The organism is Calditerricola satsumensis (assembly GCF_014646935.1).
Taxonomy (GTDB): domain Bacteria; phylum Bacillota; class Bacilli; order Calditerricolales; family Calditerricolaceae; genus Calditerricola; species Calditerricola satsumensis.
In genome coordinates this window covers 17,136-32,555 of record NZ_BMOF01000025.1, presented here as the reverse complement: position 1 = coordinate 32,555, position 15,420 = coordinate 17,136, and the positions used below count along the sequence as shown (strand labels likewise).

The 15,420-nt window shown below is 64.7% G+C and carries 11 protein-coding genes; 2 read left to right on the top strand and 9 right to left on the bottom strand.

Annotated elements, in window-relative coordinates:
• From IEX61_RS07170 to IEX61_RS07150, 5 genes are all read right to left on the bottom strand, one after another.
• The coding region (locus IEX61_RS07170) for a thiamine pyrophosphate-binding protein (protein ID WP_268238390.1) at positions 1-729 on the bottom strand (729 nt) is incomplete at its 3' end.
• Between the two features lie 96 nt (positions 730-825).
• Positions 826-2,034 carry a type II secretion system F family protein gene (locus IEX61_RS07165; protein WP_188817348.1) on the bottom strand — a complete coding sequence of 403 codons (1,209 nt, stop codon included), beginning with the start codon at positions 2,032-2,034 and terminating at the stop codon, positions 826-828.
• 35 nt (positions 2,035-2,069) lie between these two features.
• On the bottom strand, positions 2,070-3,122 hold the full coding sequence (locus tag IEX61_RS07160; RefSeq protein WP_188817346.1) for a type IV pilus twitching motility protein PilT: 1,053 nt from the start codon (positions 3,120-3,122) through the stop codon (positions 2,070-2,072).
• A 39-nt stretch (positions 3,123-3,161) separates the two neighbouring features.
• A complete protein-coding gene (locus tag IEX61_RS07155; protein ID WP_054670469.1) occupies positions 3,162-4,814 on the bottom strand; it encodes a GspE/PulE family protein in 1,653 nt (550 codons plus the stop codon).
• Between the two features lie 85 nt (positions 4,815-4,899).
• On the bottom strand, positions 4,900-6,348 hold the full coding sequence (locus IEX61_RS07150) for a hypothetical protein (RefSeq protein WP_229725761.1): 1,449 nt from the start codon (positions 6,346-6,348) through the stop codon (positions 4,900-4,902).
• On the opposite strand from IEX61_RS07150, the gene IEX61_RS07145 reads away from it, so the two are divergent.
• Together IEX61_RS07145 and IEX61_RS07140 are read left to right on the top strand one after the other, a co-directional pair.
• Positions 6,313-6,873, top strand: a complete 561-nt coding sequence (locus IEX61_RS07145; protein WP_229725760.1) for a prepilin-type N-terminal cleavage/methylation domain-containing protein — start codon at positions 6,313-6,315, stop codon at positions 6,871-6,873. The genes IEX61_RS07150 and IEX61_RS07145 overlap by 36 nt on opposite strands.
• A gap of 93 nt (positions 6,874-6,966) precedes the next feature.
• Complete coding sequence (locus IEX61_RS07140; RefSeq protein WP_054670455.1) at positions 6,967-7,515, top strand: PulJ/GspJ family protein; 549 nt, start codon at positions 6,967-6,969, stop codon at positions 7,513-7,515.
• Between the two features lie 89 nt (positions 7,516-7,604).
• On the opposite strand, the gene IEX61_RS07135 is transcribed toward IEX61_RS07140, so the two are convergent.
• From IEX61_RS07135 to IEX61_RS07120, 4 genes are all read right to left on the bottom strand, one after another.
• Positions 7,605-9,326 carry a GGDEF domain-containing protein gene (locus IEX61_RS07135; protein ID WP_188817342.1) on the bottom strand — a complete coding sequence of 574 codons (1,722 nt, stop codon included), beginning with the start codon at positions 9,324-9,326 and terminating at the stop codon, positions 7,605-7,607.
• Between the two features lie 145 nt (positions 9,327-9,471).
• Positions 9,472-10,866: a UDP-N-acetylmuramate--L-alanine ligase gene (gene murC / locus IEX61_RS07130; RefSeq protein ID WP_188817340.1), complete on the bottom strand. Its 1,395-nt coding sequence runs from the start codon at positions 10,864-10,866 to the stop codon at positions 9,472-9,474.
• Positions 10,866-12,197 carry a bifunctional folylpolyglutamate synthase/dihydrofolate synthase gene (locus tag IEX61_RS07125; protein WP_188817338.1) on the bottom strand — a complete coding sequence of 444 codons (1,332 nt, stop codon included), beginning with the start codon at positions 12,195-12,197 and terminating at the stop codon, positions 10,866-10,868. Before IEX61_RS07125 ends, murC begins: the two co-directional genes overlap by 1 nt.
• Positions 12,198-12,269: 72 nt before the next feature.
• The gene (locus IEX61_RS07120; protein WP_188817336.1) at positions 12,270-14,945 is read right to left on the bottom strand and encodes a valine--tRNA ligase; all 2,676 of its coding nucleotides are present in this window, start codon (positions 14,943-14,945) and stop codon (positions 12,270-12,272) included.
• Positions 14,946-15,420: the final 475 nt, after the last annotated feature.

Genomic DNA, 15,420 nt, shown 5'->3' with positions numbered 1-15,420 from the left:
GGCCGCGCCGCGCGCGCCGATGCCCGCCACCACCATCGGCCGGCGCGCCGCGCGCAGAACGGCGAGGACCCGTTCCAGCCCGTCGCGCGACACCACCGGCGTCCCACGCACGAGCTCCGGCCGAGGCCGCCCCATCGCCGGCGCCTGCGCGAAGAACAAATCGCGCGGCACGGTGAGGTGGGCCACGCCGCGCCTTGTCCGCGCCTCCTGCAGCGCCGTGGCCAGCACGTCGACGACGGCCCGGGGACTCGCCAGCATTGCCGTGTACACGGCGAGGGGATCGACAAGGCGCTGCTGGTCGACGAACTGCTTCACGTCGGTGCCGATCTGGTCCGTCGGGGACTGGCCGGTGATGGCGAGCACGCTGACGCGGTCGAGGGCGGCGTCGGCCAACCCGTTGAGGAGGTTCACCAATCCCGGCCCCATCGTCGCCACGCACACGCCGAGGCCGCCGGTCAGCTTCGCTTCCGCCGACGCCATCAGCGCCGCGGCCGCTTCATGCTTCACGGCGACAAATTGGATGCAGTCTTGTCGGGCAAGGGCATCCATCAGCCCCAAAATGGCGTCGCCGACCACGCCGTAGATGCGCCGCACGCCCCACTCGGCCAGCTGGTCCAGGATCGCCTCGGCCACGGTTGGGCTCGCCGCGGCGGGAGAGGCGAGCGGGATGGGGGCGCCCCCGGTCACCTCGGACGGGGCAGGGGTAGAGAAGCGAGGTTCCACGTCCATCGCGCTCCTTTTCCGTTTATCGGTTAGGGTGCGTTGTGCCCTGCCGGATTATCACCCGGGCAGGCGAAACGCGGACCCCCTGATGCCCGTCCACACCTACAGGTGCCGGTACAGCTGGAACGAGGGCAAGAGCACCGACAGCACGACCATCCCGACGAGCGCGGCCACGAGGAGGATCAACAGCGGCTCGATGGACGATTTCAGCCGCTCCGCCGCCTGGGCCACCTCGTCCTCGTAATAGGCGGCCACCTTGCCCAGCAGCTCGTCGAGGGCCCCGGTTTCCTCACCGACGGCGATCATGTGCGCCACCATGGGCGGGATGAGCCGGCTGCGCCGGAACGGATCGGCCAGCGCCCGGCCTTCCTGCATCGCCGTTTTGGCCTCTTCCACCACCTTCGCCAGCGCCGCGTTTTGCACCACCCGGCCAACCAGCGTCAGCGCCTCGAGGAGGGGCACCGCCGCGGCGTAGAGCATGCTGAAGGTGCGGCAAAAGCGGGCCAGGGTGCTCTTTTTCACCAGGGGGCCGTAGATGGGCAGGCGCAGGCGGAGGCGATCGAAGACCACCCGGCCGCGCGGGGTGCGGTAGGCCAACACCACACCCGCCGCCATGGCCAAGGGGATGCCCGCCCAGAGATGGACATGGTAAGCGGCGCCAGTGCTGACGGAAATCAGCAGCCGCGTCAGCCATGGCAGTTCAAGGCCCATGGCGCGGTAGGTGTCGACAAACTGGGGCACCACCTTCCACATCAGGAAGGCCGTCACCAAAACCGCCGTCACGAGCACGATGGCCGGATAGACCAAAGCCGACTTCACCTTCTCAACAGCGGCCCGCTCCTTTTCATAAAACAGGGCCAGCTGCTCAAGGACCTCGTCCAGGTTCCCGGTCGCCTCGCCGGCCCGCACCATGCTGATGAACAGCTCGGGGAAGGCCTGGCCGTGGGCGCGGCACGCCGCGGAAAAGGCCGTTCCGCCGCGCACGTCCTCGAGCACCCGCGCGAGGATGGCGCGCAGGGGGCGGCTTTCCGCCTGTTGCTGCAGCACGGCGAGGGCATCGGCCAGGGGGATCCCGGCGCGGAGCAGTGTGGCCAACTGGCGGCAAAAGATGATGAGCTCCAGCCGCCGCACGCGCGGACGGGTGAGGCGAATCTCCCGCGTCCAAATGGAGGCTTCGCGCGGCGCAATGCGCCCAACCACAAAACCCTGCTCCTTTAAGCGTCGCACCGCCTCCCCGGCGTCACGGGCCTCCACCGTGCCGCGTCGGCGCTGCCCGCGGCGATCATAGGCCGTGTACTGAAAGGCGGGCACGCCCCTTCACCTCCCGTTCGCTTCCCCTTTGTGCATCATTCCAGGGGCAGCTCAACCCGGTGCGTGCCCAGCACCCGGCGCGCCGCCTCGTCGTTGATGACGCGCTGCTCGAGCAGCCGGCGCACGGCTTGTTCCATCGTCTGCATGCCCATGGCGCCGCCGGTCTGCATCACCGAGGGGATCTGGTGCACCTTCCCCTGGCGAATGAGGTTGGCCACCGCCGGGGTGTTGACGAGCACCTCCACCGCGGCGACGCGCCCGCGGCCGTCGGCGCGCGGAAGCAGGCGCTGGGCGAAGACGCCGATGAGCACGTTGGCCAGCTGGCCGCGCACCTGCTGCTGTTGGGCCGGCGGGAAGACGTCGATGATGCGGTCCACCGTCTGTGCCGCGTCCACCGTGTGCAGCGTGGCCAGGACGAGGTGGCCCGTTTCCGCCGCGCGCAGGGCCGTGGCGATCGTCTCCAGATCGCGCATCTCGCCGATGAGGATGACGTCGGGATCCTGGCGCAGGGCGGCACGCAGGCCGTCGAGGAACGTCCGGGTGTCCTGGCCGACCTCCCGCTGGTTGACGATCGACCGCTTGTGCGCGTGCAGGTATTCGATCGGGTCCTCCAGCGTGACGATGTGCCGGCGGAAGTTGGTGTTGATGTAATCGACCATCGCCGCGAGGGTGGTCGATTTGCCGCTGCCGGTCGGCCCGGTGACGAGGAACAGCCCCTGCGGCCGTTCCGCCAGCGCGCGGGCGATGGGGGGAAGCCCCAGCTCGTCGAGGCTGGGCACGCCGTGGGGGATGGTGCGGGCGGCAATGGCCACGCATCCCCGCTGGCGAAAAACGTTCACCCGGAAACGGGACACACCGGGTATGCCGTAGGAAAAATCCAGTTCTCCGCGCTCGGCAAAGCGCCGGGCCTGCTCGTCGTTCAGCAGCTCCTGGGCCATGGATTCCGTTTCCTCCGGCTTGAGCGGCGGCTCGTCCAAAGGGCAAAGCTCTCCCGTGATACGCAGCACCGGGGGGATCCCCACCGATACGTGCAGATCGGACGCCCCGCGGCGGTGGGCGAGAATCAACAGATCGCGAATCGAACGCATCGTCCTCCTCCCCCTTTCGTTCCCCGCAGCCGGCTCCGCTCACGCCATGGCCACCTGCAGCACCTCGGCCACGGTGGTGATGCCCGCTCGCGCCTTTTCCAGCCCGTCTCGGATCATCGGCACAAACCCCTGTTCCTGCAAATGGGCAAGGATCTCCGTTTCGGAACGCCCCTTTGTGAGCATCTCCCGCACCGCCCGGTCGACGGCGAACACCTCTTGAATCGCCGTGCGACCGCGGTAGCCGGTGCGGTTGCAATCGCCACACCCCTGCCCCCGAAACAGCCGCTCGGCGGTGAGCCCGTGGCTGGCCAGCACCTCCCGCTCCTCGGCAGTCGGCTCCACCGCCGTTTTGCATCGCGGGCAGATGCAGCGTACGAGGCGCTGGGCAACGACGCCGCGCACGGCCGAGGCCACCAGGTACGGTTCGACGCCCATGTCCACCAGGCGCGTCAGGGCACCGACGGCGTCATTGGTGTGCAGCGTGGAGAGAACGAGATGACCGGTCATCGCCGCGCGCGTCGCGATCTCCGCCGTCTCGCGGTCGCGGATCTCCCCCACCATGATGATGTTCGGATCCTGGCGCAGGATGGCCCGCAGCCCGCGGGCAAACGTAAGGCCGATCTGCGGATTGACCTGCACCTGGTGAATGCCGGGGAGCTGGTACTCGACCGGATCCTCGATCGTGACGATGTTCACATCCTCACGGTTGAGCGTCCGCAGCGCGGCATACAGCGTGGTGGTCTTCCCGCTCCCCGTGGGACCGGTGATCAACACCATGCCGTGCGGCGCGCGAATCATTTCGCGAAATTGTTCCGCCGCGCGGGGGGAAAAGCCGAGCTTGTCCACATCGGTCACGAGGCGCGATGCGTCGAGGAGGCGCAGCACGGCCTTCTCCCCGTGCACCGTGGGCAACGTCGACAGGCGCACGTCGATCGGACGACCCTCGACGGCCAGCTCGAACCGGCCGTCCTGGGGCAGGCGCTTTTCGGTGATGTTCAGCCCGGCCATCACCTTGAGGCGCGTGAGGATCGCCGCGTGCATCGCCGGCGGGTATTCCCGTTCCGTGCGCAACACGCCGTCCACGCGCAGGCGCAGGCGCACCCGATCGTCGAAGGGCTCGACGTGCACATCGCTGGCCCCGATGCGAACGGCATGGGTGAGAATCTGCTGCACCATGCGGGCGACGGGGGAGTTGTCCTCCACCGAAGCCTCTTCGGCCGTTCGCGGAGCCGCCTGCAGCACCTCGTCCAGCGCCGCGTCGCGCGTCCGCAGCCCGTAGTAACGGTCAATGGCCGTCTTGATCGCCTCTTTGGAGGCGATCACCGGGGAGACAGGAAATCCGGTAATCATCTGCAACTCGTCAATGGCAAAGTAGTCGAGGGGATCGGCCATGGCCACAATCAGCTTGCGGTTTTCGATGCGCAGCGGCAGGACGGTGTACTGGCGCACGACCCGCTCCGGTACCATCTCTAGCACCTGCGGATCGATGGTCTGGCGGTGCAGCTGCACATGGGGAATGCCCAGCTGAAACTCCAGCGCCTCAATGAGCTGCTGTTCGGTGATCAGGCCCAGCTCGATCAGCACGTCGCCGAGCCGCTTGCCGCTCGCCTTCTGCGCCGCCAGCGCCTCTTCCAGCTGCTCCGGCGTGATGATGCCCGCCTCGACAAGCAGATCGCCCAGCCGTTTGCGCATGGGGGGCCTCCTTTCCGATCGGCAGGGATGTACGTTGGCGACTCCTTTATTGCGCGGGGTTGCCGTACCCGAACCGCACAATGGCCTACGGAACTTCCCAAAACTCCAGAACGAGATCGGCTTCGGATCCGGGTCCGCCCTCCGGATGGCTTTGCGAATCGTGTACGTTAATGACACCAAACACCCCGACGGTAATTCGGTCTCCCGCGATTCCTCCTACGGTGATCGCTTGAACGTGTGGTCCCCATTCCACGAGACGACCGACCACCGCGTTCGCAACCACGAAACGGCCACTGTGACCGGCCATCATCACCCTTCCGTTCAGGCCGGCCACGAGGTAGCCATGGACAGTAACGTTCTGGACGTGGGAGGAAACCTCCACGTTGCCGTCGTGGCTGACGACCGATCCGTGCACGACCACGTTTTCCACCTGGCTGTTGAACTCGATATGGCTCCCACCCAGAATGGGACCGAAAACGACAAGGTCTTTTACATGAGACCCCAGCACGATTTTCCCGTTGCTGCTCATTGAACCGTGCACGTTGATCGAACTTACATGTGCATCCAACACGATGTCGCCTTTCGAGACAAGGGAACCAAAATCCCCGTGTTGGACATGAGATTTGAACTCAATCTTCCCTTGCGCGTGAATGCCCCCCGGGATCTGCACCTGTCGTACGTGTGACTCGATGGTCACATCGCGCCCGGCAACAATTCCGCCTTGGATCCGAACATTTTGGGCATGCGGCAAGACGGTCACATTCCCTGTGGTCACAAGGCGGCCTGTTACCATGGCATCGCTTTTGATGTCCACGTTCCCATTCACGACCAAGTCGCCCTCGACGACCCCTTCGACGACAACTCGACCGGATCTCATGATGTTGCCCGAGGGGTGAGCTGGAGACAACAGCGGAAACTGACGCAACAGTTGCCCATGAAGCTGTTGGAATTCCTCCGCCGAGATCTGTTGTGCAGGCACAGGATTTCCTGAATCATCCTGAATTTTCCCGCTGTTTGGCCCTGTACCCAAATCCACTTCCGTGACGAAATACACGCCCCCCAAAAACGTCGTCCCCGTGATCCGGCGAAACGTGGCCCGCACCGTTGCCGTCACCGGTTTCGTGCCGCCATCGGGGCGCACGCTGTCTACCATGCCGGTCGAAACCATCACAACATGCGGTGGATTGGCCGACTCCAGGCGGAGTTCCACGTTTCCCGGCAAATGAGCCTTGTACGGCGACGCGTTAACCCGTTCCACAACCGCTTGCATGGCAACCTGCGGGTCGGAGGGGAGCTCCCCCTTTCGCCGCATCTCCGCATAGTGCCACTGCACCAACTCCAGGCCGCTGACGGCCAGCTCATAGGCCTGCTGACGGGCTTCCGCCTGGCGAACGCCAGCGCGACCGGCGATCGTCTGGGCGAGGAGCGGCGCAGCGAGGGCCGACGCCACGGCCAACACCAGGAGCACCAAAATGAGGGCAAAACCGTTTTCCCGACGATGCGCATGACGCATTTTCAAAACCCCTTCGTCCATTTTACACTGGTAGTAACGGACGCGGCGTGTCAAACCGCCGATCGGAGGGCAAACCATTCGTTTCTCTCCCTCATTTCTTCTCTCTTCCCGGAAAGCGAGGTGTTGCGGGTGCGCCAACACGGTCCAAACCTACGCGAACGCGGTATGAGCTTGGTGGAACTGCTGGCCGCGGTGGCGATCCTGGCCCTGGCAATCATCCCCCTCAGCGCGGCCTTCACCCAGGTCTACAGCACGGCGGTAGAAAACAAACAGCGTACACAAGCGGTGCAGATCGCCCGCGAAGCAATGGAGCAGCTCCGCAATCAAATCCACGCCGGAAACGACGACGTGTCGACCCTTCAAACCAAACTGAAGAACGAAATAAAAAACCAATACGGAGACAACTACGATGTCGCGCTGAACCTCGAGCAAAAAGACAACATAGGAACATCCATCTTGTATGAAGTGACTGTCACCGCCTCATACCTGGACAAGTCGGATCCTCGCAACACCGTCACACTCAAAAGCCTAGTTCGCAAACCTTAAGATCCAGGCAACGTCCGCAGGCTGGAGCCTCATAAACTCCGCCCGCCATCGCGCACCTTCTGTTTTCAACTTTCAAATTTGGAGGTGTCCGCCGTGATTCCTGCCCGCCCGCTCCCCCCACGCGGCGTCACGCTGGTGGAACTGCTTGCCGCCCTCGGGCTGCTCTCCGTAGTGGTCTCCCTCCTCTACACCATCTACCATCAGATTCAGGATCTAGGGCAAACCGCTTCGGCTACGGAAGACCTCCTCGCCGAGGCGCGGCTGATCCAGACGGAAATCGTCAACGCCATGCGGGCCAGACAGGTCGACAAAAGCCAGGGCACGCCGGAGAATGGAGGCAACGGAACACCGGCACACGAATTTACCCTTTTCTATCAGGGCGGCGGGTCGGTCGCGTTTACCTGGGACAAGCAGGCCCGTACCCTCGCCGTCGACCGCAACGGCGACGGCTTTGTCCTGTCGGAGCGCGTGGCGGGCTTTTCCTACACCCCCATCCTCGACAACGACACGGCCGGCAATTCCGCGGAGGTGGAGGGCTACACCTTCACTCTTCGCCTTGACGGCGACGGTGATGGCCAGGGCGAAGAGAACAACAAGCGCGATCTCGTCACCATCTTTTCCGTCTATTTCCCCCGGTGGTAAATCAGCGTACAACTGCCCTCTCCTCGTGCCGGATCGCACCTTCAAACACCTGGCCAGCGCGATAACGCCCTCAGGGACGCACCCACCGCTCACGCCGAATCGTACACGGCGAGACGGTTGCGCCCTTTTTTCTTGCCGCCGATGTACAGGGCCCGGTCGGCGTGGCGCACCAGGCTCAGGGGATCCGACGCGTGCGCGGGGAAGGAGGCCAGTCCCATGCTGCAGGTGATCCGGATCTCGACCGTTTCGGGCTGCGCCTCCTCGGCTAATGTCGCGTGCACGACAATGGGCGTCTCTTCCACTTTGCGGCGAATCCGCTCGCCCACGATCCGAGCCTCGTGATGGTCGGTTTTGGGAAACAAAATGGTAAATTCCTCGCCGCCATAGCGGCAGACAATGTCCTGGGGCCGCACGTTTTCCTTCAGCAACCGGGCCACCGCCTGCAGAACCTCGTTCCCCGCTTCATGGCCGTACGTGTCGTTCACCCGTTTAAAATGATCCAGATCGATAATCAGCAGGGAAATCGGCTCACCCGCCTCTTTCGCGCGCTCAAACAGGCGGAACAATTGATGTTCAAAAAACCGGTAATTGTACAAACCCGTCAAGGGGTCGACATACGTCTGGGCAAGGGTGTGCTCGTAGCGCCGCGCGTTTTCCAAGGCCAGGGCCGCCTGATTGGCAAAAATCTCAAGGAGCACCTTGTCGTGCGACGTAAAGCCATAGGTGATGCGCCGGCCGAGGGTGAACACGCCGACGAGCTTGCCGTTTTGGATCATCGGTCCGGCCACGATGGAACGCATGGCGCGCAGCGATGCCGGTTCATGCTCGACGTGATGGGCGGCCCCTGCGCGCTGCACCAACAGCGCCCGCCTCTCAAGCGCTGCCGCGCCGCTTACCCCCTCACCCAGGCGAACCGTCCGCGCGCAAAAGGCCTGACACTCCTCTTGGGACAAGCCATCCCCTTCCACACGCAAAGGCCGAAGCACCTGCTTTTCCGCATCCAGCACAAACAAGACGTAACAGTCAGCGGCAAAAAGATGGCGGGCCGTACGGAAAATTTCGTCAATCACCTTCTCCCATCGCAGTTGGGACGTGAACATCTTGGCCAGCCGGTTCACCTGTTCGAGGCGCTGGTGCAGGGTTTTCAGCTGGTAGTACATGCGCAAGACAAAGGACAAGGCCGTAAGGGGAACGGAAAACAGAACCGGCGTAAACGGGCCCAAGGATTCGTATAACGCGTAAATCAGGAGGCCAACCGGGCTGGCCAACGCGTTGAGGCCCATTTCCCCCACAAATTCGCGCAAGGTGTTTCGTGTCGGCCACGTCCCCCGCCAAAAGCGCATGAGCAAGGCCAGGAGGAGGTGGTTGGAAAGCAGGTACGTTCCGATGTACAAGGCCATGGGAAAGGCAAGGCGGGAGAGGGACTGCCCGCTGCCGATCACGCCCCCGCACGCGAAAAAGGCCCCCGCCGCGGTAATGGAAACAACTGCATACATGGCCAGGTTGAGCAAGATGCGCTCAAGCGGGCGAAAGCGCAGAAGCAACATCGAGACGAGAATGGCCATCTGGGTGAGCCACAGCTCGACCGCCACCCCATAGAGCAGAAACGTGGCCAGCGACACGACGGGCGTGAGCGTCACCGTCATGTTTTTGAAGGGAATCGGAAACACGCTGATGAGCATGTACAGCAGGAAAAAGGCCAACAGGGCATCCGCCCCAACGGCTCTCCACGCATCGAGATGCCCCCACGTGTATCCGATCGCGGCGGCATAGGCCAACAGAAACAAAGCCCAGCTCCCCAACCGGCGCATGCCTCTCCCTCTCCCATCCTTTGCAGATTGCCAAGCGCGCCACCTTATCCCTGCTCTGCTCTTCCCTTCTATTGTAGTTGTGCTTTGTGCATTGGAAAAGGGGGTGGGGGCGGTTTCTGCTGTGAAAATAAAAAAGCGCCCCCGCTCAAGGCTTCTGGGGCGCTTCTTTCGCCTGCAGCGCAGCAACCAAGGCCTCGGCCACTTTCCAGATGTCGCCCGCACCCATCGTGAGGACCACGTCGCCCGCGCGGACGCGCCGCAGGAGTTCTGCCACAATTCCCGCATGGTCAGGAATGTAGGCCGCGCACGGATTGCTGCGCTCCCGAATCAATGCCACCAGCCGCTCCGCCGAAACGCCGGGAATGGGCGTCTCCCCGGCCGGCGAGTAGATGTCGGCGATGATCACCTCGTCGGCCTCGCCAAAGGCGCGGCTAAACTCGTCCAGCAACAAGGCGGTGCGGGTATACCGCTGAGGCTGGAAGACGGCAATCACGCGGCGTCCGGTGTCCTTCGCCGCGCGCAGGGTGGCCTGGATTTCCGTCGGGTGATGGGCGTAGTCGTCGACGACGAGGACGCCGCCGGCCTCGCCGATCACCTGGAAGCGCCGCTTGGCCCCGCGGAAATCGGCCAAATGGCGCGCCGCGACGTCGAAGGGCATGCCCAGCTCCAGGCACACCGCCAGGCAGGCCAGGGCGTTGGCCACGTTGTGCACGCCGGGAACGGGAACGGTCACCCGTCCCAACACCGCGCCCCGGCGGACGGCGGTAAAGGCAATGCGCCGGTCGCCCGTTTCCACGTCCCTCGCCGTGTAGTCGGCCGGCGCGACGAGGCCGTACGTGACCACGCGCGCCGGAACCTCCTCGCGCAGGGCGCGGAGATTCGCGCAGTCCATGCACAGCACGGCAAACCCGTCGGGACGCACCTGGCGCAAAAACTGCCGGTAGGCCCCCTTCAGCCGCTCAAAATCGCCGCCATAATGCTCCAGGTGGTCGGGCTCGATGTTCGTCACCACGGCCACCTGCGGCGTGTAATGCAAAAACGACCCGTCGCTCTCGTCGGCCTCGGCCACCACGTAGGGGCCCGTGCCGGCCTTGGCGTTGCCGTCCAAGCCCACCACTTCGCCACCGATGACGTAGGTGGGATCCCACCCGGCCTTTTCCATGACAAAGGCGATCATCGACGAGGTGGTCGTCTTGCCGTGGGCGCCGGAGACGGCAATGCCGCGTTCGCCGTTGAGGAGCTCGGCCAAGAGCTGGGAGCGGTGCAGGAGTTCAATGCCCTTTTCGCGCGCGGCCACCAGTTCCACGTTGTCCTTGGGAATATCCGTGGAGTAGACGACGCGCGCCGCCCCGTCAACATGTGCGGCATCGTGGCCGATGTACACCCGCGCCCCGCGGGCGGCGAGCTGCTCCGTCAAGGGCTTGTGCGCCACGTCCGATCCCGATACCGGAACCCCGCGGTCGAGCAGCACGCGGGCGAGGGCGCTCATGCCGTACCCCCCGATGCCGATGAAATGCACGCGGCCTTGCTCGGTCGCCATCACGACCCCACCCCTTTCCTCTCCTGAACGGCCTGACGCACCTCGGCGACAAGGTACAAGGAGCCGCACACGAGCACCGCCTCGTCCGGCTTGGCTCGCGCCAGAGCGTGCTGGAGCGCCGCCGCCGCGTCGGGCACCGCGTCAACCGCCTTTCCGGGAGCCAGGCGGCGCACCAACGCGGCCGTCTCCTCGGCCGGCAGCGCCTTGTGGAAGGCGGGCGCCGTCGCCGTCACCGTCTGGGCCAGTGGCACCACCTGCCGCAGAAAGGCCTCGTGCTCCTTGTTTTGCACGAAGCCCACCACCAGGTGCACCGGGCGTCCCGCAAGCCGCTCGCGCACCGTCTGGGCCAACACCTCGGCGCCTTGCGGGTTGTGCGCCCCGTCAACGATGACAAGCGGCCGCTCGGCCAGCACCTCAAAGCGTCCCGGCCAGCGCACCGTCGCCAGGCCGCGGCGAATGGGCTCGTCCTCGTCCAGTTGGGCGGCGTAAAACTGGCGCAAGAGCTCGAGGGTCATCAGCGCCGTGGCCGCGTTTTGGGCCTGGTGCGCACCCTTGAGCCCCACCTCGACGTCCCGCAGCTCGCGGTACGGGCCGTAGAAATGGATCCGCTCGCCCGTGTCGGTCGGCTCCAGACGCTCGTAGCGGTAGTGCGTGCCCGGCTCGTACAGGGTCGTGCGCTTTTCGCGGCACACGTCCCGAAAGAGCGCCAGCACGTCGGGATCTTCCTCCGCCGTGACCACCGGCACGCCGTTTTTGATGATGCCCGCCTTTTCCCGGGCAATGGCCAGCCGGTTCGATCCGAGGAGATGCTGGTGGTCGTCTCCTACGTTGGTGATCACCGCCACCACCGGGTAGACGATGTTTGTGGCGTCCAGTCGCCCGCCAAGCCCGGTCTCCCACACGACGAAATAGGGACGGTGGCGCTCGTAATAGAGTAGAGCAAGGGCGGTGATCACCTCGAACTCCGTCGGCGGCCCCCATTCCGTCTCGGCCAACTCGTCAACCAGCGGTTTGATCCGATTGACCAGCTCGACCAGCTCCTCGCCGGGGATGGGCCGGCCGTTGAGCATGATGCGCTCCTCGAAGCGCTCCACGTACGGCGAGATGTACAACCCCACGTCGTAGCCGGCCTCGTCCAGCACGCGAGCGATCATCGCCGCCGTGGACCCTTTCCCGTTCGTGCCGGCGATGTGAATGAACTTGAGGTAGCGATGCGGATGGTCCAGCCGCTCCATCAGCCACTCCATGCGCTGAAGGCCCGGCTTGATGCCGAGGGGCACCAGGCTGTGGATCCAGTCGATCGCGTCTTGCACCGTCTGAATCGCGCTCATGACCGCAATCACTCCATATGTATTCGGGGCAGCCGGCAGGTTTGCGACTGCCCCGAACGTTCCAAATGATGGTTACTCCTTGAGTTCGGCCAGGCGCGCCAGCACCTTGTCCCGCTTCTCGCGCCACAGGCGCGCCTTCTCCCGCTCGGCCTCCACCACCTCGGCCGGCGCCTTGGCCACAAAGTTGGGATTGGCCAGCTTTTTCTCGGCGCGCTCCACTTCCTTGTTGAGGGTCGCCAGCTCCTTCTCCAGGCGCTGGATCTCCTGGGCGATGTCGACGAGGCCCTCGAGGGGCACGAACACCTGCGCACCGGTGACGACGGCACTCAGCGACTTGGCCGGCTTGGCCACGTCGACGCCCATGACCAACGTCTGCGGGCGGCAGAAGCGCTCCACGTACACCCGCCCTTTTTCCAGCAGGGCCAACACGTCGGCGCTGTCGGCCTTGATGTGCAGGTCGATCGGCTTGGACAGCGGGACGTTCACCTCGGCGCGCAGGTTGCGCACCGCGCGGATCGTCTCGACCAGGAACCGCATCTCCCGCACCGCTTCGGGGAAGCGATGCGCCGCGTTCGGCTCGGGCCACTTGGCCAGCACGAGGGTTTGGCCTTCATGCGGCAGGTGCTGCCAGATCTCCTCCGTCACGAAGGGCATGTACGGATGGAGCAGGCGCAGGATGGTGTCGAGGGTGTGGACGAGCACGGCGCGCGTCGTCTTCTTCGCCGCCTCGTCGCCCGAGCCAAGCGGAATTTTGGCCATCTCGATGTACCAGTCGCAGAACTCGTCCCAGATGAAATTATAGAGCACCCGCGCCGCTTCGCCGAACTCGTACTGCTCGAGGAGGCGCGTGACGTCGCCCACCGTTTCGCTCAGGCGGTGGAGGATCCACTGGTCGGGCACGCTCAGCGGCCCGGAGAGGTCCACGTCGGCGGCGGTGTAGCCTTCGGGCAGGTTCATCAGCACGAAGCGCGACGCGTTCCAGATCTTGTTCACGAAGGCGCGCGCCGACTCGACCCGTTCCCACGAGAAGCGGATGTCGTTGCCCGGCGAGCTGCCCGTAGCGAGCATGAAGCGCAGGGCGTCGGCGCCGTGTTTTTCGATGACCTCCATCGGGTCGACGCCGTTGCCGAGGGACTTCGACATCTTGCGCCCCTGGGCGTCGCGGATCAGGCCGTGGATGATCACGTCCTTAAACGGCTTTTGCCCCGTGAATTCAAGGGCAGTGAAGATCATCCGCGCCACCCAGAAGAAGATGATGTCGTAGGCCGTCACAAGGACGTCCGTCGGGTAGTAGCGCTTCAGGTCGCCCGTCTCGTCGGGCCAGCCCATCGTGGAGAAGGGCCACAGGCCGGAGCTGAACCACGTGTCCAAGACGTCCTCGTCCTGGGTGAGGGTGACGTCGGGCCCGTATTTGGCCCGCGCCTTTTCGTAGGCCTCCTCCTCGCTGCGGGCCACGATCACCTCGCCGTCCGGCGTATACCAGGCCGGAATGCGGTGCCCCCACCACAGCTGCCGCGAGATGCACCAGTCGCGGACGTTCTCGATCCAGTGCAGGAACACCTTCTTGAACCGTTCCGGCACAAAGCGCACCGCGTCGTCGGACAGCGTGTGGCGGATGGCCTGCTCGGCGAGGGGCTTCATGCGCACGAACCACTGCGTCGACAGGTACGGCTCCACCACCGCGCCGCTGCGCTGGCTGTGGCCGACGGCGTGGACGTGGTCCTCCACCTTGACGAGGTAGCCCTGCCGTTCGAGGTCCTCGACGAGCCGCTTGCGGCATTCGTAGCGGTCGAGGCCCTGGTACGGCCCGGCGTTCTCGTTCATCTTCGCCTCCTCGTCCATGACGAGGATGCGCGGCAGGTTGTGGCGCAGGCCCACCTCGAAGTCGTTCGGGTCGTGGGCCGGGGTGATCTTCACCGCGCCGGTGCCGAACTCCGGATCGACGTATTCGTCGGCAATGACGGGAATCTCCCGGTTCACGATGGGCAGGATGACCGTCTTGCCGATAAACGCCTTGTACCGCTCGTCGTCGGGGTGCACGGCCACGGCCACGTCGCCCAGCATCGTCTCCGGCCGCGTGGTGGCCACGACGACCTCGCCCGAGCCGTCCTTGAGCGGGTAGCGGATATGGTAGAGCTTGCCCTGGACTTCCTTGTACTCCACCTCGATGTCCGACAGGGCCGTGCGGGCCACCGGGTCCCAGTTGATGATGTACTCGCCGCGGTAGATCAGCCCCTTTTCATAAAGGGAGACAAACACCTCCCGCACCGCGCGCGACAGCCCCTCGTCCATCGTGAAGCGCTCGCGGGAGTAGTCGAGGGACAGGCCGAGCTTGGCCCACTGCTCGCGGATCACCGAGGCGTAGTGCTCCTTCCACTGCCACACACGCTCGAGAAACTTCTCGCGCCCCAGGTCGTAGCGCGTCAGCCCCTCCTTGGCAAGCTCCTTCTCGACACGCGTCTGCGTGGCGATGCCGGCATGGTCCATGCCCGGCAGCCACAGGGCGTCGTAGCCCTGCATGCGCTTCATGCGGATGAGGATGTCCTGCAGCGTGCAGTTAAGGGCATGTCCAAGATGCAGGTTGCCCGTCACGTTCGGCGGCGGAATGACGATGGAATAGGGTTTCTTGTTCGGATCGCCGCCGGCTTCAAAGAATTTGTTTTCCACCCACCACCGGTAGCGCCCCGCTTCCACCGCCTTCGGGTCGTATTGGGGCGGCAGGGTGGGTTTCGTCGCGTGTTCTGCCATGGCCTCACCCTCCTTGCGTTTCGTCAGCCCATCAAGCAAAAAACCCCCTTCGTCAAAGGACGAAAGGGGTCTCCCTTCGCGGTACCACCTTTGTTCACGGCCAACCGTCATGCGCATGCCCCGCCAACATGCTGCTGCCGCGCCGCGCGCATCCTTTCCGTTGGGTTTTTCCAACGATGCGTCAGCATGGGCACGCGCGCCACAGCGCGAAAAGGCCGTGCGCTCGTCCGCTAACGGGCGGTGTCCGTCCTGCCCTACTGGCATCGGGCCGCGCCATGGGCGTTCCGCGCGTTCGGGCAAGCCGCTCCGGGGCGACGTTCGGCCGCCTTCGCCTGGGAAGCCTCGCAGCCAAGGGCTTCCCTCTCTGCAAGGCGCGCAGGCGGCCTACTCCTCCCCATCCTCGCGTTTGGGTCGTGAACCGGATCCGTTTTCCATCCCGTATCGCCGGCGTCAAACGGCTTTCTTCTCCCATCTT

Coding starts and splice junctions, on each gene's coding strand:
- murC (WP_188817340.1), bottom strand. CDS start 10,866: ATGGCGACCGAGCAAGGCCGCGTGCATTTCATCGGCATCGGGGGGTAC.
- IEX61_RS07125 (WP_188817338.1), bottom strand. CDS start 12,197: ATGAGCGCGATTCAGACGGTGCAAGACGCGATCGACTGGATCCACAGC.
- IEX61_RS07150 (WP_229725761.1), bottom strand. CDS start 6,348: ATGGACGAAGGGGTTTTGAAAATGCGTCATGCGCATCGTCGGGAAAAC.
- IEX61_RS07145 (WP_229725760.1), top strand. CDS start 6,313: ATGCGCATGACGCATTTTCAAAACCCCTTCGTCCATTTTACACTGGTA.
- IEX61_RS07135 (WP_188817342.1), bottom strand. CDS start 9,326: ATGCGCCGGTTGGGGAGCTGGGCTTTGTTTCTGTTGGCCTATGCCGCC.
- IEX61_RS07155 (WP_054670469.1), bottom strand. CDS start 4,814: ATGCGCAAACGGCTGGGCGATCTGCTTGTCGAGGCGGGCATCATCACG.
- IEX61_RS07160 (WP_188817346.1), bottom strand. CDS start 3,122: ATGCGTTCGATTCGCGATCTGTTGATTCTCGCCCACCGCCGCGGGGCG.
- IEX61_RS07120 (WP_188817336.1), bottom strand. CDS start 14,945: ATGGCAGAACACGCGACGAAACCCACCCTGCCGCCCCAATACGACCCG.